The organism is Nocardia sp. CNS-044 (assembly GCF_059570515.1).
The window spans coordinates 729,899-746,894 of sequence record NZ_JCANSX010000006.1 but is presented as its reverse complement, the minus strand read 5'-3'; the positions used below and the strand labels follow the sequence as shown (position 1 = coordinate 746,894).

Annotated in this window: 19 protein-coding genes and 1 pseudogene; 8 read left to right on the top strand and 12 right to left on the bottom strand. The window is 68.2% G+C overall.

The window, feature by feature from the left end; all coding sequences use genetic code 11:
- Positions 1–49: 49 nt before the first annotated feature.
- The gene (gene trhA, locus T333_RS12140; protein ID WP_355002220.1) at positions 50–724 is read right to left on the bottom strand and encodes a PAQR family membrane homeostasis protein TrhA; all 675 of its coding nucleotides are present in this window, start codon (positions 722–724) and stop codon (positions 50–52) included.
- A 118-nt stretch (positions 725–842) separates the two neighbouring features.
- Between trhA and T333_RS12135 the strand changes: the two genes are divergently transcribed.
- Positions 843–1,661 carry an isoprenyl transferase gene (locus T333_RS12135; protein ID WP_141808890.1) on the top strand — a complete coding sequence of 273 codons (819 nt, stop codon included), beginning with the start codon at positions 843–845 and terminating at the stop codon, positions 1,659–1,661.
- A 38-nt stretch (positions 1,662–1,699) separates the two neighbouring features.
- Entirely contained in the window at positions 1,700–2,302 is a 603-nt protein-coding gene (locus T333_RS12130; protein ID WP_496424781.1) for a hypothetical protein, read from the top strand.
- A gap of 183 nt (positions 2,303–2,485) precedes the next feature.
- Here T333_RS12130 and coaA read toward each other — a convergent pair whose 3' ends face one another.
- Positions 2,486–3,418 (bottom strand): type I pantothenate kinase, encoded by a 933-nt coding sequence (gene coaA / locus T333_RS12125; RefSeq protein WP_355001953.1) that lies wholly within the window; start codon positions 3,416–3,418, stop codon positions 2,486–2,488.
- Positions 3,419–3,599: 181 nt separating this feature from the next.
- On the opposite strand from coaA, the gene T333_RS12120 reads away from it, so the two are divergent.
- Positions 3,600–4,796 carry a DUF885 domain-containing protein gene (locus T333_RS12120; protein ID WP_496424484.1) on the top strand — a complete coding sequence of 399 codons (1,197 nt, stop codon included), beginning with the start codon at positions 3,600–3,602 and terminating at the stop codon, positions 4,794–4,796.
- A gap of 361 nt (positions 4,797–5,157) precedes the next feature.
- Here the strand turns inward: T333_RS12120 and T333_RS12115 are convergent, their stop codons facing one another.
- Together T333_RS12115 and T333_RS12110 are read right to left on the bottom strand one after the other, a co-directional pair.
- A complete protein-coding gene (locus tag T333_RS12115; RefSeq protein ID WP_496424483.1) occupies positions 5,158–5,598 on the bottom strand; it encodes a nitroreductase family deazaflavin-dependent oxidoreductase in 441 nt (146 codons plus the stop codon).
- Positions 5,599–5,609: 11 nt separating this feature from the next.
- Positions 5,610–6,062: a PaaI family thioesterase gene (locus T333_RS12110; RefSeq protein ID WP_355001950.1), complete on the bottom strand. Its 453-nt coding sequence runs from the start codon at positions 6,060–6,062 to the stop codon at positions 5,610–5,612.
- 96 nt (positions 6,063–6,158) lie between these two features.
- Between T333_RS12110 and T333_RS12105 the strand changes: the two genes are divergently transcribed.
- Both T333_RS12105 and glyA read left to right on the top strand, forming a co-directional pair.
- Positions 6,159–6,716, top strand: a complete 558-nt coding sequence (locus tag T333_RS12105) for a TetR/AcrR family transcriptional regulator (protein ID WP_357250461.1) — start codon at positions 6,159–6,161, stop codon at positions 6,714–6,716.
- A 47-nt stretch (positions 6,717–6,763) separates the two neighbouring features.
- Positions 6,764–8,059, top strand: coding sequence for a serine hydroxymethyltransferase (glyA, locus tag T333_RS12100; RefSeq protein WP_496424482.1), 1,296 nt, complete (start codon positions 6,764–6,766; stop codon positions 8,057–8,059).
- Positions 8,060–8,215: 156 nt separating this feature from the next.
- Here the strand turns inward: glyA and T333_RS12095 are convergent, their stop codons facing one another.
- The 7 genes and pseudogenes from T333_RS12095 to T333_RS12065 all read right to left on the bottom strand — a co-directional run bounded on the left by T333_RS12095 (position 8,216) and on the right by T333_RS12065 (position 13,378).
- Positions 8,216–8,674 carry a PIN domain-containing protein gene (locus T333_RS12095; protein ID WP_496424481.1) on the bottom strand — a complete coding sequence of 153 codons (459 nt, stop codon included), beginning with the start codon at positions 8,672–8,674 and terminating at the stop codon, positions 8,216–8,218.
- On the bottom strand, positions 8,643–8,858 hold the full coding sequence (locus tag T333_RS12090; protein ID WP_496424480.1) for a hypothetical protein: 216 nt from the start codon (positions 8,856–8,858) through the stop codon (positions 8,643–8,645). The genes T333_RS12095 and T333_RS12090 overlap by 32 nt, the downstream gene beginning before the upstream one ends.
- 72 nt (positions 8,859–8,930) lie before the next feature.
- Entirely contained in the window at positions 8,931–9,368 is a 438-nt protein-coding gene (locus tag T333_RS12085; protein WP_496424479.1) for a DUF6841 family protein, read from the bottom strand.
- Between the two features lie 46 nt (positions 9,369–9,414).
- Entirely contained in the window at positions 9,415–10,152 is a 738-nt protein-coding gene (locus T333_RS12080) for an ESX secretion-associated protein EspG (protein ID WP_496424478.1), read from the bottom strand.
- Positions 10,152–10,289 carry a hypothetical protein gene (locus T333_RS12075; protein ID WP_355001945.1) on the bottom strand — a complete coding sequence of 46 codons (138 nt, stop codon included), beginning with the start codon at positions 10,287–10,289 and terminating at the stop codon, positions 10,152–10,154. The genes T333_RS12080 and T333_RS12075 overlap by 1 nt, the downstream gene beginning before the upstream one ends.
- A 1,527-nt stretch (positions 10,290–11,816) precedes the next feature.
- Positions 11,817–12,017 (bottom strand): annotated as a pseudogene (locus T333_RS12070) (PPE domain-containing protein); the annotation flags it as partial.
- A gap of 179 nt (positions 12,018–12,196) precedes the next feature.
- Positions 12,197–13,378 (bottom strand): FAD-dependent monooxygenase, encoded by a 1,182-nt coding sequence (locus tag T333_RS12065; RefSeq protein WP_496424477.1) that lies wholly within the window; start codon positions 13,376–13,378, stop codon positions 12,197–12,199.
- 113 nt (positions 13,379–13,491) lie between these two features.
- Here T333_RS12065 and T333_RS12060 point away from each other — a divergent pair, with 113 nt between their 5' ends.
- Together T333_RS12060 and T333_RS12055 are read left to right on the top strand one after the other, a co-directional pair.
- On the top strand, positions 13,492–14,250 hold the full coding sequence (locus T333_RS12060) for a TetR/AcrR family transcriptional regulator (RefSeq protein ID WP_496424476.1): 759 nt from the start codon (positions 13,492–13,494) through the stop codon (positions 14,248–14,250).
- Between the two features lie 9 nt (positions 14,251–14,259).
- Positions 14,260–14,682, top strand: coding sequence for a limonene-1,2-epoxide hydrolase family protein (locus T333_RS12055; RefSeq protein ID WP_355001941.1), 423 nt, complete (start codon positions 14,260–14,262; stop codon positions 14,680–14,682).
- A 205-nt stretch (positions 14,683–14,887) separates the two neighbouring features.
- On the opposite strand, the gene T333_RS12050 is transcribed toward T333_RS12055, so the two are convergent.
- Positions 14,888–15,160, bottom strand: coding sequence for a hypothetical protein (locus tag T333_RS12050; protein WP_355001940.1), 273 nt, complete (start codon positions 15,158–15,160; stop codon positions 14,888–14,890).
- A 519-nt stretch (positions 15,161–15,679) separates the two neighbouring features.
- On the opposite strand from T333_RS12050, the gene phoH2 reads away from it, so the two are divergent.
- Positions 15,680–16,954 (top strand): RNA 5'-3' helicase PhoH2, encoded by a 1,275-nt coding sequence (gene phoH2 / locus T333_RS12045; RefSeq protein WP_355002218.1) that lies wholly within the window; start codon positions 15,680–15,682, stop codon positions 16,952–16,954.
- Positions 16,955–16,996: the final 42 nt, after the last annotated feature.

Here is a 16,996-nt window from a genome sequence, read left to right as displayed (position 1 = left end):
TCTCGTCTGTCAGCCGCTCCACACGGCGGTCACCCAGCTTTTCGAAAGCTCAACGCAGCACCACCAACCAGATCGCGATGTAGTGACTCAACGCCGCGAGCACCGTCGCCGCGTGAAAGAACTCGTGGTGCCCGAACACCTCCGGCCACGGGTTGGGCCACTTGGTGGCATAGAGAATGGCGCCGCCGCTGTAGATCAGTCCACCGATCACCAGCAGGATCAGCGGCGCGATGCCGATCTGATTGTTCAACTGTCCGGCCACCGGCACGATCGCCCAGCCGAGCAACAGATACAGCGGCACGCCGACCCATCGCGGCGCGGTCGGCCACAGCAGCTTGAGCGCGACACCGGCGAGCGCGCCCGCCCAGACCACCGCGAGCAGCGTCTGCCCGGTGCTTCCCGGCAGGCCGAGCAGCGCGAACGGGGTGTAGCTGCCCGCGATGAACAGGAAGATCATCGAATGGTCGGCGCGCTTCATCCGGATTCGGGTGCGGGGGGTCTGCCAGGTGATGCGATGGTAGACCGCGCTGATGCCGAACAGCCCGCACACGGTGAGCCCGTAGACCAGGGTCGACCAGCCCGCCGTCGCGGAGACGGTGGCCGCCTCGGCGACCAACGCGATCACCGCCAGCGCGGCGATGCCGACCGCCCAGGTGTGGATCCAGCCGCGCATTCTGGGCTTGACCAGCGCGGCGAGCGCCTCGGCCGGGGAGGTGCCGACCAACTCCGCGTCGGCCGCACCGACAGTTTCGGACACGAGCGTGACCTCCTAGTTAACCGATGAGTAACCTACGCCACCGTAGGTTAGCGCCGGATGCCACTGTACCGGGGAAACGCGGCCGATGCCGGAATCGCGCCGCCAAGGCGTACTGTTGGACGCCGTGGAGCTTCGGAGTCGGGTGCGTGGTCTGCCATACCGCATCTACGAGGCCCGGCTGTCCAAGCAGCTGGCCGGTAAACAACACCCACGCCACGTCGCGGTCATGTGCGACGGCAATCGCCGCTGGGCCAGGGAGAACGGGTTCACCGATGTGAGCCACGGCCATCGCGTCGGCGCGCTGAAGATCGCCGAGCTGGTCGGCTGGTGTTCGGACGAGGGCATCGAGATGGTCACCGTCTACCTGCTCTCGACCGAGAATCTGCAGCGCGATCCCGACGAGCTGGAGACGCTGTTCGAAGTGATCACCGACGTCGTCGAGGAGCTCTCCGCGCCCGAACGGGATTGGAGCGTGCGCATCGTCGGTTCGCTGGACGGGTTTCCCGAGCTGATCGCCAAGCGGTTGCGCACCGCGGCGGAACGCACCGAGGGGCGCCAAGGCGTGCACGTCAACGTGGCGGTCGGGTACGGCGGACGCCAGGAGATCACCGACGCGGTGCGCTCGCTGGTGCGCCAGGAGATGGCCGCGGGGGAGACCGGCGAGGATCTGGTGCAGTCGATCACCGTCAACGCCATCGGCCAGCACCTCTACACCTCGGGTCAGCCCGATCCGGACCTGGTCATCCGCACTTCGGGCGAGCAGCGACTTTCGGGCTTCCTGCTCTGGCAGAGCGCATACTCGGAAATATGGTTCACCGAGGTCTACTGGCCGGAGTTCCGCAGGGTGGATTTCCTCCGCGCCTTGCGCGATTACGCGGCCCGACATCGCCGTTTCGGGGTCTGAAACGGCCACACTCCAGTACCGTCCGGTCTGTGCATGTTCTGACGCAGACCCCGCAGGCGCCCGCTCCCGCCGCGCGCGGTGACGGACCGGTCAGGCGCCTCAGCTACGAGGAGTTCGGCCGCCGTTTCCTCGAGTACGCCGTGTCCGAAGAGCGCGTCGCCGCCGCGTTCGGCGAATTGACCGGAGCGGCCTTCGACGTCGGCCCGATCAGGGTCGGGCCCGCCAGGCTGGCCAAGGTCGTCGCCCATGTGCGCCTTGGTATTCCGCGCGTGCACCGGCGCGTCGGCGAGGTCATCGATTTCGAACTGGTCCTGCCATTGCGTGTCGGCATGCTCGTCGATCTCGGCATCGACCGACACCGCTTCGAGGTGGACGGCACGGTCCACCTGCACCTCACCGCCCGCACCGCCGAACCACTCCGGGTCCTCATCGAGATCGCCGAACCCCGTCAGCGCGACGTCCGCGTCAACGTGGCGGCCGGCACCATGCGCGCCCAACTCCTGCGCGTCCTCGTCGGCGTAGACCACGAGATCCGCCGCTTCGTCGCCCGCTACATAGCCACCGAAATCCGCAAACCGCACATCGCCTCGGTACTCGACATCGACGTAGCGACGCGCTTGGACCAAGCCTGGCGGTTGTAGTCGGAGTTCACAAACCGCCTGCGGCGCCGCCGTGCGACTCGTGGATCGCGCGCTCAGGGAGACGGCGGCCCGACACTGCAACGCTCAGGTGCCGCGAGCTTGCGCGGGGCCGAGGAGGGGGACGACCCGTCCCGCTATCCGTGCTGCTTCTGAGCATCGTCGAAAACGTTGCGCGGTAAGTGATTACAACTTCCGCAACCGGAGGCGGTTGATGCTGTGGTCGGCGTCCTTGCGGAGGACGAGGGTGGCGCGGGGGCGGGTGGGGAGGATGTTCTCGACGAGGTTGGGGCGGTTGGTGGAGTTCCAGATCTCCTTGGCCGTGGCGGTGGCCTGCTCGTCGGTGAAGCCCGAGTAGTGGTGGAAGTGGGCGGCGGGGTCGGCGAAGGCGGTCTCGCGCAAGGTGAGAAACCTTTGCACGTACCAGTTTTCGATGTCCTCGATGCGGGCGTCGACGTAGATGGAGAAATCGAACAGATCCGAAACCATAAGGCGCGGACCGGTTTGCAGCACATTCAGTCCCTCGACGATGAGGATGTCGGGCTGGCGCACACAGTGCAATTTGCCTGGCACGATGTCGTAGGAATTGTGCGAATACACCGGCGCGCACACCTCGGTCGCGCCGGATTTCACCTCGGTGACGAAGCGCAGCAGTTTGCGCCGGTCGTAGCTCTCCGGAAAACCCTTGCGGTGCATGATGCCGCGCCGGGTGAGTTCGGCGGTGGGATACAGGAACCCGTCGGTTGTGACCAAATCCACACGCGGATGGTGATCCCAGCGGGCCAGCAACGCCTGCAGCACACGCGCGGTGGTCGATTTTCCGACCGCGACGCTGCCCGCGACACCGATCACGAACGGCACCTGCTGGTCCGGATGCTTCTCCCCGAGGAAGGTCGCGGTGGCGGCGAACAAGCGCTGACGCGCGGCCACCTGCAGGTGGATGAGACGAGCGAGCGGCAGATAGACCTCCGCGACTTCCTCGAGGTCGATCTGTTCGCCGAGACCACGCAGCCCGATCAGTTCTTCCTCGGTGAGCACCAGTGGAGTCGATTTGCGCAGCGTTCGCCACTGCTTACGGTCGAATTCCACATAGGGGCTCGGCTCGCTCATTCGTGCCACTTACCCGACGCTCCGTTTCGGCAAACACGCACACAAGCCGGCTCGGCCCGGTGAGATTCGATCTAGCTTTCGCCGCATGGTCGAATTCTCCTCTGTACCGGCACTGTGTGAAACGGGGGGTGTCGCTACTCGCTGGTAACCACCTCGATACCTCGGCCGGTTGCGGCTACTGTCGGCTGGCATGGAAGCGCACCCGCTCGTCACCGAGTACCTGCGACTCGGCCTGGCTTTCGACCGGCTCGAGGAAGGTTTCGTCGACGCCTACACCGGCGACCCGCAGCTGCGCAGGGAGGTGCAGAACGCCCCCGCGCCGCAGCCGCGAGATCTCGCGAAGCGCGCCGCCGAATTGCGCGCGGCGCTGCCAGACGCGGGCCTGTCGTCCGAGCGCGCGGAGTTCCTCGACGTGCACCTGCGAGCGCTGGAGTGCTCGGGCCGCAAGTTCGCGGGCGACGACATCGGCTTCGTCGACGAGGTGCGCGCCTATTTCGACGTCGACATCGCTCCGGGGGACGTCGAGGACTACCGCGACGCGCACCGCCAGATGGACGAGGTGCTCGCGGGCGACGGACCGCTCGCCGAACGGGTCGCCGCGCACCGCAAGGCGGACGAGATTCCGCCGGAACGGCTGCGCGCCTGCGTCGAGGCGTTCTCCGGTGCGTTGCGCGAACTGGTGCGCGAGCGCTACCCGCTGCCCGACCACGAGCACGTCACCTACGAGGTGGTCGGCGACAAGCCGTGGTCCGGATTCAACTACTACCTCGGAAACTACCGCTCCACGGTCGCGATCAACTCCGATCTGCGACAGCACATGTCGAACTTGCCGCACCTGATCGCGCACGAGTCCTATCCCGGCCACCACACCGAACACTGCCGCAAGGAGGCCGGTCTGGTGGCGGCCGGTCAGGCGGAGCAGACGTTGTTCCTGGTCAACACGCCGCAGTGCCTGATGGCCGAGGGCCTCGCCGATCTGGCGTTGCGTTCGATCGTGGGACCCGGCTGGGGAAAGTGGGCGCAGGAGATCTACGCCGATCTGGGTCTGCGTTTCGACGGCGACCGCGCCGAGCGCCTGTCCACGGCCTCGGCGAAACTGCTCGCCGTGCGCCAGGACGCGGCTCTGCTGCTGCACGATCGCCGTCGCGACGAGACCGAGGTGGCGGAGTTCTTGCAGCAGTGGAATCTGACGACACCGGAGCGGGCGCGGCAGTCGCTGCGTTTCCTCTCCTCGCCGCTGTGGCGCGCCTACATCAGCACCTACGTCGAGGGGTATCGCCTGCTCGGCGGCTGGCTGGACCGGGCCGCCGACGCCGACGAGCGCGCCGACCGATTCCGGCGGCTGCTCGACGAGCCGCTCACCCCCGGCGCGCTGCGCGTCATGTGAACGCACGACCGTCGGCGCGGGCGCGCGCTCGGCTACTAATCAGTGCGGCACGACGTGCCGCCGATCGAAGTGCCGTGCCTGCTCGCCGCGGCCGTCGCTACTGAATGACAGCGCACCCTTCTCCGGAGGACAGCGAACACATCAGCAGGGACAACGTCCGCAGCAGAGCGTCGATCGGATTGTTCGGCACGGAGACGAAATGCGGCATGGTGATTTCCTCGGGTTCGACGGGGACAACGTCACCTGTGAAACCGGTTCGCGCCGTACATGTCGTTACGGTCCGCGCGGCCCCCAAAACTGGTGGCAGGTCCGTCCAGCCGAGCGGTTTTCGATCGCCGTGAAGCGGGCCGTCCCGAACCCCTCAGGCGGCCGAGAAGGTGACGCGCACCGAGATCGGCTCCGTCTCCAGCGCCTTGATCGTCCACGCGAGGACCGGTCGCGCGATCCTGCCCGTGGCGAAGCCGCGTGCCCTTGCCACGACGTCGTCGTCGGGGACGAACGCCGCGGTGCCGGTGTACCAGCGGTCGCCGCGGCGCAGCCGGACCCGCGGGTCGGCGGTGATGTTGCGCGCCCAGCCCGCGCGGGGACCGTGCTGGCAGATGATCCAGGCGCCCTGGTCGTCGAACGAGGCGGTCACCGGAACCCGGCGTGGCAGCCCGGTTTTCGCGCCGGTGGTCTCCAGCTCGGAGACCAGTGCTGTGCGGATGCCGAGCCGATCCAGCGCCGCTACCGCCGGATTCGCGATGTAGCGGCCGATCAGCCTTTCGCGCTTGAACTTTCGCAGTGTGTCGCGTTCGGTCACGGTGGTGCTCCTCAGCGGAAGATGACGCAGGTGGTGGTGGCGTGGGCGACCAGGCGGCCCTGGTCGTCGACGACGCGGCCCTCGGCCGTCGCGGTGGTGCGCCCGACGTGGATGGTGGTTCCGGTGGCGGTGAGCTTGCGCCCGTCGGTGGGCACCGAGCGGATGTAGTTGATCTTCAGCTCCAGCGTGGTGTAGCCGACGCCTGCTTCCAGGGTGGTGTGCACCGCGCAGCCCATCACGGAGTCGAGCAGCGTCGCGCAGATGCCGCCGTGCGTGCTGCCGAGCGGATTGGCGAACTCGGGGCGGGTCGTCAGGCTGAAGACCACTTTGCCGTGCTCGAGCGCCTCGGTCTCCAGGCCGAGCAGGTCGCCGATGAACGGTGGGCGGTCCTCGAGCGACATCGCGGTCTTCAGCAATTCGAGGCCCGAGAGCTGGGCCGGATCGATCTGCGCGGGCGAACTCATGGATTTCCATCCTTTCGATGAACCGATCGGTCCACATCTGTCATGATTGGAGCATGGACCGATCGGTTCACGCAAGGTGACGGAGAAAGGACGGCCATGACGCAGGGCCCACGCGCCCGGTTGATCGAGGGCGCCATCGAGCTGGTGCGCGAGCACGGCGTGCACGGCGCTGGGCTTGCCGCGCTGCTCGACCGGAGCAATGCCTCGCGCAATTCGCTCTACCAGCACTTTCCGGCGGGCAAGAGCGAGTTGGTCGCCGCGGCGACCGAGGTGGCGGGCCGCAGGATGTCGGCGGTCATCGAAACGGTGACCCGCTCGGGGGAGCCCGCGGACTGGGTCGGCGCGCTCGTCGGATGGTGGAAACAGGCCTTGGAGACCAGCGCGTATACCGCGGGATGCCCGATCGTCGGCGCCGCGCTCGCCGAGTCGGAACCGAACGTGCAGGCCGCCGCGGGGAGCGCTTTCGCCGACTGGACCGAGCAGCTGACCGCCGGGCTGACCGGTCGCGGCGTCGATGCCGCGCGGGCACGGTCGCTGGCGAGCTTCGTGATCAGTGCGGTCGAGGGCGCCATCGTCCAGGCGCGCGCGACGAAATCGACCCACCCGCTCGACGACGTCCAGGACAACCTCGCGACCTTGCTGCAGATCCGCTGACCGGCCCGCTGCCGGAAGCTCGACCCTGCCCCAATAGACTGAGGCCCGTGACGCAGACGACCGCCTCTGTCAATACCCAGTCCCTCGGTGAGCTCGATCCGGAGCTCGCTGCCGCGATGGCAGGCGAGCTCGCCCGCGAGCGCGACACCCTGGAAATGATCGCCTCGGAGAACTTCGTGCCGCGCGCGGTGCTGCAGGCGCAGGGCAGCGTGCTGACCAACAAGTACGCCGAGGGCTACCCGGGCCGTCGCTACTACGGCGGCTGCGAGCACGTCGACGTCGTCGAGACCCTCGCCCGCGAGCGCGTCAAGGAACTGTTCGGCGCCGAATTCGCGAACGTGCAGCCGCATTCCGGCGCACAGGCCAACGCGGCGGTGCTGATGGCGCTGATGAACCCGGGCGAGAGGCTGCTCGGCCTCGACCTCGCGCACGGCGGTCACCTGACCCACGGCATGCGGCTGAACTTCTCCGGCAAGCTCTACGAGGTGCACTCGTACGGGGTGAGCAAGGAAGACCACCGCATCGACATGGACGAGGTGCGCAAGATCGCGAAGGAGGCGCAGCCGAAGGTCATCGTGGCCGGCTGGTCGGCCTACCCGCGGCACCAGGACTTCGCCGCGTTCCGCGAGATCGCGGACGAGGTGGGCGCCTACCTGTGGGTGGACATGGCGCACTTCGCCGGTCTGGTCGCCGCCGGTCTGCACCCCTCCCCGGTGCCCTACGCCGACGTCGTCTCCTCGACCGTGCACAAGACCCTCGGCGGTCCGCGTTCCGGTCTGATCCTGGCCAAGCAGGAGTTCGCCAAGAAGCTGAACAGCTCGGTGTTCCCTGGCCAGCAGGGCGGTCCGCTCATGCACGCCATCGCCGCCAAGGCCGCCGCGTTCAAGATCGCCGCGACCGACGAGTTCCGTGACCGCCAGCAGCGCACCCTCTCCGGCGCCAAGATCCTGGCCGAGCGCCTCAACGGCGCCGACGTCAAGGACAAGGGCATCAGCGTGCTCACCGGCGGCACCGACGTGCACTTGGTGCTCGTCGACCTGCGCAACTCGCAGCTGGACGGCCAGCAGGGTGAGGACCTCCTGCACGAGATCGGTATCACGGTGAACCGCAACGCCGTTCCGTTCGACCCGCGCCCGCCGATGGTCACCTCCGGTCTGCGCATCGGCACCGCCGCCCTGGCCACCCGCGGCTTCGGCGACGCGGAGTTCACCGAGGTCGCCGACATCATCGCCACCGCGCTCGTCGGCGGCTCCGATGTGGAGACCCTGCGCGGCCGCGTCACCAAGCTGGCCCAGAGCGTTCCGCTCTACCAGGGCCTGGAGGACTGGCGCCTGCTCGGCTGAGCCGTAGATTTCGCGAACGCCCCTGCGGAATACCGTGGGGGCGTTCGCTTTCGGTGCGCCGCACAGCCGCGCCCAAATGGGTGCTGCCCGTCGGTGTCGATCCGTGTAATTCGCCGAGCTCATCGACCGTCGCACTCACGGTCGACGCTGATTTGCTCAGGCGTCGAACGGCAGCAATGTGAAGTGAGGGACTCCCCACAACGGCTTCAGTGTGCGAAAGTGGCGCTGATCGAGCGTCATCACATTCGTGGTCCGGTACCGGTCGGCGAGCACGACGATGGATGCGTCGGCCATGCCGATGTAGTCGTCGTCGCCGAAATTGGAGGCGACGGCCAGGGCTGCGGCATGGTAATCCTGAGTCCATTCGGCCAGTTCGAAAGCACCCACGGAAATATCTTCGGCGAACTGGCGGGCCGCCGCAGCACCCAGTCGTGTGGCGAGCATGTAGTCGGCTTCTGCCACGATGAGCGGCGAGACGATCAGTAGTCCGGTCGCCGCGGTCGCGATCTGGGTCAGAGGCGCGTGCTCAGGATAGGTTTCGTCGTACATCGCGAGGACCGCGCTGGTGTCGACGACGATGTTCTCACCACTCACCGAAGCCGCCGGCGAGCTCACGATCGATCTCCTCCGCCGACAACGGCCTGTCACTGCGGAACCCGCCGAACTTCGGCTTCGGACGTGGAGCATGCTCGTCCAGCAGCTTCTCGATCGTTTGTGACAGTGTGAGGCCCTCTGCGGCGGCCAACCGGTGCAGCCGGTCTCTGGTCGGCTTCGGGACCTTGATGGTCGTTGAAGTCATACTCGCAAGTATACCGACGGTTGGATGCGGGCTCCATGTACTTTGCATGGCCGGAGCGACGGCGGAGTGGGGCTAGCCCGCCGATAGATCGATGCCCTTCTGCGCGGCGAGTTTCGTGAGCTTCTCCATTTCATCGATGGCCACCGCGACGTAGGCGTGCAGGGCGTTGTCGTCGCGCCGCAGCAGGTACTCGTAGTCGCCGTCAGTGAGCAGGTTGTCGTTGTCGTCGTAGAAGTGCCAGCGGACCCGGACCCGCGTGATGAGCGACGTCAGATCGACGTGCTCGAGCAGTGTGTGGCCGACGCGGCTGAGGCCGAGCCGCTGGTAGAAGGGATAGGACTGTGCGAGGCCCTGCGCCATCTCGGCGTTGCTGGACAGCGAGCCCACGAATGCGTCACTGAGAATGGTGCCAGGCGTGCCCCAGAGGGCCGCGGACCGTTCGGCGTCGAACGCGCTCAACGCGGCCTGATACTCGTCGAGGAACGACTCGATTTCATCCCGTGTTGTCATTTCTCCAACCTACGGCGAACCTCCGCCTTCGCTGCGGACCTCGACCTCATCCATCCATGCGGGCACGGGCTCGGATGATCGATTCGTCCAAGTAGCGGGCAATGTCGGCGGTGGTGGCGGGGCGGATCATGAGGGCACGGTTGGCGGGGACTTCGCAGTAGCGGCCGTCGTCGGTGTCGATCCAGCGGAGTTTGCCGGTGCGCAGTGCATCGGCGTTGCGTGGTCCGAGCAGGACGGTGACGGTGCCCCGGGTCGTGCACGGCTGGCGCCAGAAGCGGCGGTAGCGGTCCCGGGTCGTGGCGGCCGGGGTGGTGCCGAACGGGTCGGGGCGTTCATCCGCGAGATCGTCCAGGAGATAGGTCCTTTCGGCGACGGTGCCCGGCTTGTGGTCGGGGAGCAAGCGGACGAGTTCGGTGGCGAGCTGGTCGGTTCGGCAGCGGCGCAAGCGGATTCGGCCGCCATCGGGCGCCGAGTTCTGCACCGCGACGACTCCGGAGCCACCCCGGTGAGCGCACCCGATGGCGCGCAGCTCCGCGCCGCCGCGCCGGTTATCGATGCCGAGAAGCTCGATGCGCCAATCCGGTCGGGCCAGCACTCGAGCGGCGCGTCGCAGCGGCATGTGCTCGTCGTGTTCCAGCTCGGTGCGGAAATCGCGCTGGTACGCCTGGTATTCGCGGAGGCCGGGGAAGCGGCTGGTGAAGCGGAACGGGAACGGCATCCGATCGAGTCCGGTGCCGAACCACACCGCGGCGAACTGTTCGGCCGAGAGTATCCACTGCGCCATCAGTCGGCTCCCAACGCGGGCGGGACGGTCTTGGGCGTCTCGCCGATCAATTCCCGGCCGTGCTCCTCGGAGCGCAGGTACTTCGCCGACCGGTGCTCGCCGTCCTCCTCGGCGCGGGTTCGCGGGGCGGATGGCATGAGGCTCGCGTAGCCGGTGGAGCCGGGGACACCCGGGCGGGCCGGAACACCCGGTGGCGGTGCGGGATTCGGGGTTGCCGCGGGCTGGGCGGGTACCGAGGAGCCGGGGCTCGGTGGTGGCGCGGGAGCGCTGGGTGGTGGGGTAGGCGCGGACGGACGCGCGGGGTCGTTCAGCGCGGCGGACGCGAGTGGGGGTGGTGGACCCGAGATGGGGGATGGGCCGCTGGGCGCGTTCGGTGCCGAGAATGTGGGTTGTGACGCGGCAAGGGGCGGGAAAGCCGTGGACGGTGCGGCGGGCGCGGGGCCCACCGACGTCGGAGGTGGTGCTGCAGGCGTGGGGCCCACGGACGGTGGATGTGGTGCGGTGGGCGGGGAAGTCGGAGACAGGGCGGATGAGCTCGGCGGCGAGGCTGGTGCGGATTGTGCGGAAACCGACTGTGCCGCAACGGCATCCGTATCGGCATCGGTTGGCTTCGGGGGACGCGCGCCGTTCTCCCCGGATGACAGGTCGTGATTCGACGCTGCCCCCTGACCGGTAGACGCTTCCGACTGTGTCGCCGCCGCGCCTTGTGCGCCGCTCAGGTCCCCGACGAGGTGATCGGGGTCAGACCCGGGTTGTCCCTCGGTCCCCGGTTTCGCGCCGTTCTCGGATTGTGCGCCGGTCTCCGGCTGCGCACCGCTATCGGGGCGATCGCCGGTCTCCGACTCCGCACCATGCCCGGCTTGTCCTTCGGCACCCGACTGCGCCTCGCCGCCCGGCTGTTCCCTGTCTCCGGACCCGGGCTGCCCTTCGGCGCCTTGCTGCGCACCGCCTTCCGGCTGCGCACCGGACCCCGGCCGTTCGCCGTCCTCGGGCTGGGCGCCGTTCCCAGTCTGTGCGCCGGTTCCAGGCTGAGCCCCGCTTCCCTGCTGGGTACCGGTCCCGGACTGCCCTTCGGTATCCGGCTGCGCGCCGCTTCCGAGATGAGCTCCGGACCCCAGGTACGCGCCGTTCTCGGACTGGGCTTCGGCACCCGCCGAATGCGGCTGCGCCAGGTACTCCGCCCCATTCCCGGAGTGCGCTCCGGTTCCGGCCGGTCCTTCGGCGCCCAACGCTCCAGCCTCGCTTTGCGAGTCGTCCCCGGCCTGCGTTCCCGCCCCGGGGCGCGTCTCTGGTCCGGTGTCGGTCGTGGAGGTCGGCGACCGGACCGATTCGTCGCGGCCCGGATCCGAAACCTGGTCTCCCGCAACGGACTCGGTTTCCAGATCCGTACCCGGCAGTGCTTCGACGCCACCGAGCCCACCGCTCCCGAGGAGCCCGTCAACCGCCGAACCACCCGGCACCACCGGCGACGGCAACATCGGAATTCGCGACGCCGTCGCACCGTACGGCTGGATGTACAGCCTGTTCATATCGTCGCGCGCCTGGTCCTCTCGCGCGTTGCGCTCCTCCGGCGCGACCGAACCCCCGCTTCCCGCAGTCACATCCGGTATAGCCGCCTTGAATTGCGCGGCCGCGCTCGCCGCCGCCGCGATCGGCTCCGATTGCCGCCCCAGCGCCGCCCCGAGTTCCCCCAATCGGCCGAGGAAGTCGCGGACACCGCGCACCGCAGCATCGGCCGCCGCACCTTCCCACCGCTGGTCGACCGCCCGCTGTAGCGCCGAGCCGAACTGCTCACCCGCGGCGATCACCACCGCGGACAGCGCGGCCCATGCGTCCTGGGCGGCGACGGATCCGCCCGGATTCATCCCGTCGGCGGCCGCTTTGATCTCCGCGTGGGAAAAGCTCTGCGCGTTCTCGGGATTGGTGATCGCGCGGCCGTCGGTTCCGTGCACTGCCATCGCGGTGGCCCCTTCCGTCAGTGCCGTTTGAACCTAATAGACGCACCCGCGCGCGGAGCGGTTCCACCGAATCTCGGGAAATCCGTTCAGCGTGTGGCCAACAGGGCGGGGTAGTCGCGCAGGTCGATGTCGTTGGCGGCGTTGTCGCCGTATTTCGTCATCAGCGTGAAGAGGCGGGAGCCGAGGAACCAGTTGCGCAGCCGGATGCCCAGCGTGGTGGTCGGGGCGAGGAACCGGCCCGCGTTGGAGTTGCCCGCGATCTTGGCGTACCGGCGCATGATCTCGTCGTAGCGGGCGAAGGCGACGGCGTGGTCGCCGTTCGCGAGCGCGAGTTCGCCCGCCAGCACGTACGCGCCGACCACCGCGAGCCCGGTTCCGAAGCCGCCCAGAGTGTTTCCGTACGCCGAATCGCCAACCAAAGCAACCCGGCCCGCGGTGTAGCGGTCCATCCGCACCTGCCCCATCGAGTCGAGGTAGACGTCGTCGAACTCGGCGAGCTCGGCGAGCATCCGCGGCACCTCCCAGCCGAGCCCCGCGTAGTGCTCGGCGACGATCTGCCGCGGGGCGTCCATGTCCTCCCGCGCGTACTCCAGTTCCGCTGCGGCGAACAGGTACAGCTGCTGGGCCTTCGAGCCGCCGCTGATCGCGAGCCGACCAGGAGCGTTGTAACCGTAGGCGACGGCCCGCTCGCGCGGCGTCGACGAATCGCTCCATGGGCTGGCACCGGCGACGCAGTAGTAGTGCCCGAGGTGCCGCACGAACTCGCGCTCCGGCCCGAACGCCAAACGCCGCACCCGGGAATGCATTCCGTCGGCGCCGACGACGAGGTCGAAGGTGCGCTCCGGTCCGCGCTCGAAGGTGGCATGCATGCCCTCGGCGGTCTCGGTGAGCCCGGTGATCGAATCCCCGAAGACGTATTCGCAGTCGCCCGCCGTGCGGCGGTACAGGATCTCGGCGAGATCGCCGCGCAGGATCTCCACGTCGCCGCCGGTGAAATCGCCGGACATGAGTGCGAGCCGGGAGCCGCGTTCGTCGACGAACACCACGTCCGATGCGCCGGTGCGTCGCTCCCAGACCGCTTCCCACACGCCCATCCGCTCGAGCACGGTGCGGTGCGTGCGGCCCTTGAAATCGACGGCCTGCCCGCCGGGGCGCGGCGCCGCGGCGCGCTCGACGACGGTGACGTCGAACCCGTACCGGTCCAGCCAGTACACGAGGGCGGTGCCCGCGATACCGGCGCCGGAGACGAGAACGGACTGGTGGCGCATGGTTTCTCCCGAGAATCGAATTGCGTCCGCCGTATTCTGTTTCCACCGGACGCAAATCAGCGTATGGTAGACACAATTCAGGGGTCAAGCCGTTAGTCCTGGAGGATTCGCCGATGTCGTCACCCACCACCGTGGAACTGCTGTGGGGCACCAGGCAGCCGCCGCGGCGCGGACCGAAGCCCTCGCTCACGCTGGCCGGGATCGTCGCGGAAGCAGTCGTGCTCGCCGACGCCGAGGGCCTGGTCAACCTGTCCATGCAGCGCCTCGCCGAACGGCTCGGCTACACCAAGATGTCGCTCTACCGCTACGTGCCCGGCAAGGAACAGCTCATCGCGCTGATGCTCGACACGGCGCTGGGCGAGCCGCCGGAACCGCCCGAACCGGCTGGCTGGCGGGAAGCCCTGCGGGGCTGGGCGCTAGCCATCTTCGAGCGCTACCGGGCGCACCCGTGGACGCTCGAGCTCGCCATCGGAGCGCGCCCGATCGGCCCCAACGAGATGGGCTGGCTGGAGGCCGCGGTGGTCGCGATGGACGGCATGGGGCTGACCGGACCCGAGCGGCTGGACACGGTCGTCCTGCTCAACGGCCATGTGCGCAGCCTCGCACAGCAGGTCGGCGCGGCGGGCAACTCCGACATGGGCGAGCAGATACTGCGGCAGTTCACCGACACGATGGCCGCCGCGGCCGATCGCTATCCCGCGCTCGAGGCGGCCTTCGCGGAGGAGGCGGCCCGCTCGGCGAACCCGCCCTACGCAGGCGAACCCGGCGACGCGCTGTCCTTCGGCATCGAGCGCGTCCTCGACGGCCTCGCCGTCCTCGTCGCGCGCCGTGCCGCCGAAAACGACACCCCATCGAGCGGCCCGGCGGCATAAAGTCGAAGCATGTCCGACGAACTCCAACTTCAGCAGGACGCGATCACCACGGTGCGAGAATTCTTCGCCGCGCTGGAGCTCGGTGCGGTCGGCGAAGCGCTGGAACTGCTCGATCCCGACATCGTCTGGAAGAACACCTCGCTACCGGACGTGCGCGGCATCCGGCGCGTCGGCGGTGTGTTCCGTGGGCTCGATCGCCCGATGTTCGGCTTCCGCGTCGATATGCACCACATCGCGGGCAACGGCGACATGGTGCTCACCGACCGCACCGACTACTTACGGTTCGGTCCGGTGGAGATCGGGTTCTGGGTGACCGGCACCTTCGAACTGCGTGACGGCCGAATCGTGCTGTGGCACGACCACTTCAGCTGGGAGAACTTCCTGCGCGGCACTGCCGTCGGACTCTTCCGCGCGGCCTTCGCCCGCCGCTGAAGCCCGGCTGCCGATCGCCGTCGCAACCAACGACCTTCGCTGGCGCGAACCCGCGACCGTCACCGCCGACCGGCCCGGCGCTGGTTCGCCGTCGCGGTTCGCGCTCCGCCGCCTGTTTGCCCACCACGTGCAATCAGCCCGGCGCGCACCACCTTTCGGCGCTGTCGCCGCCGGTCGCGGCCGCGTTGCCGCGACCACGCGGTGATCACGAATGCGCCACCAGGTAGTCCAGGTAGAAGGGCCGTAGCTGCTCGGCCACCGCGCCGTCGCCCGCGTGGATGTAGTCGTCGATCAACGGCAGCACGAACTTGATGTCCGCCTCGCTCTCGCCGACGTTCCCGGCGGCCGCCTCGGCGGCGGGAATGCGGGTGAGCAGCTGCCACAGGTATTTGATGTCCCCGCGGCGCACGGCCAGCTTCACCGCCCGGTCGTGCAGCTCCTTGGACGACAGGTTCTCGAATTCCTCGTTACCGGCCATGATCCGACTCTAGTCGCGCTGCCGGACGAAGTCCGTCGAAAGTCCGCGCACGGCCGGAGCGACGGCGGAAGTACCCGTAACTGCCCCGGTGAGCTGCGGCGACAACCACTTCGGCGACTCCGCTGAGCCGCGCGTTAACGGGATCTTCACCGACACGACGGACCGTCCCCGAGCGCAGACCGGCCAGTCGGCGGTAACTTCGGAGATGCGGACCGCGTCGGTGTGGTTCGTACGGGAGGTCCTGACCGTGACTGAGCTACTCAGTACGAGGGGGCCGGCACCCGGCCCTCGTGGCATCTGACGCAAGTCGGATCCAGAAGGACGGACCGGTCCAGCGAGATCGTCCACGCGGGTGCCGTGTGGACACAAAAGGAGCCCACCGTGACTGCTGCACGCTCCGTTTCCGCCCCCTCGGCGCACTCCCGTTCTGCTGGCACAGGAAAGCGCGCCGCTGTCTCTTCGGACACCAAGGGGGCCCGCCCCTCGCTCTCCCACACTCCCGGTGCCAAGACCTTCGTCATCGACACCTCGGTCCTGCTCTCCGATCCCTGGGCGTTCACCAGGTTCGGCGAGCACGATGTCGTCCTCCCGCTGGTCGTCATCAGTGAACTCGAGGCCAAGCGGCACCACCACGAACTGGGCTGGTTCGCCAGGGAAGCCCTGCGCAACCTGGACGACCTCCGCCTGCGGCACGGCAGGCTGGACGAGCAGGTGCCGATCGGCACCGAGGGCGGAACGCTGCAGGTGGAACTCAATCACACCGACCCCACGGTTCTGCCGGTGGGCTTCCGCACGGAAAGCAACGATTCCCGGATCCTGGCCTGCGCCTTGAATCTCGCGGCCGAAGGTCGCGAGGTCGTCATGGTGTCCAAGGACATTCCGCTGCGCGTCAAGGCGAGCGCGGTGGGTCTGCACGCCGACGAGTATCATGCGCAGGACGTGGTGACCTCCGGCTGGTCCGGGATGGTCGAGGTCGACGTCGCCTCCTCCCAGATCGACCAGCTCTACGCCGAGTCCGTGATCGACCTGGATCAGGCGCGGGAACTGCCCTGTCACACCGGAATCCGGTTGCTGGGCACCAGCTCCAGCGCGCTCGGCCGGGTGACGCCGGACAAGCGCGTGCAGCTGGTGCGTGAGCGCGAGGCGTTCGGGCTGCACGGGCGTTCGGCCGAACAGCGCATCGCGCTGGATCTGCTGTTGGACGAGAGCGTCGGCATCGTCTCGCTCGGCGGCAAGGCGGGCACCGGTAAGTCGGCGCTGGCGTTGACCGCGGGCCTGGAGGCCGTGCTGGAACGGCGCACGCAGCGCAAGGTCGTGGTGTTCCGTCCGCTCTACGCGGTCGGCGGCCAGGATCTCGGCTATCTGCCGGGCAGCGAGAGCGAGAAGATGGGGCCGTGGGCGCAGGCCGTCTTCGACACCCTCGACGGCCTCGCCTCGCCGGAGGTGATGGAGGAGGTGCTCAGCCGCGACATGCTGGAGGTGCTGCCGCTCACCCACATTCGCGGTCGCTCGCTGCACGACTCCTTCGTGATCGTGGACGAGGCGCAGTCGCTGGAACGCAACGTGCTGCTCACGGTGCTCAGCAGGCTGGGCACCGGCTCGCGGGTCGTGCTCACCCACGACGTCGCCCAGCGCGACAACCTGCGCGTGGGCCGGCACGACGGCGTGGCGGCGGTGATCGAAAAGCTGAAGGGACACCCGCTTTTCGCGCACATCACGCTGACACGCAGCGAGCGCTCGCCGATCGCGGCGCTGGTCACCGAGATGCTCGAGGAGTACGGACCGAACTCCTGAGCTGAGATCGAGGTGCACCCGAGCTAACGTTCAGGGTGTGTT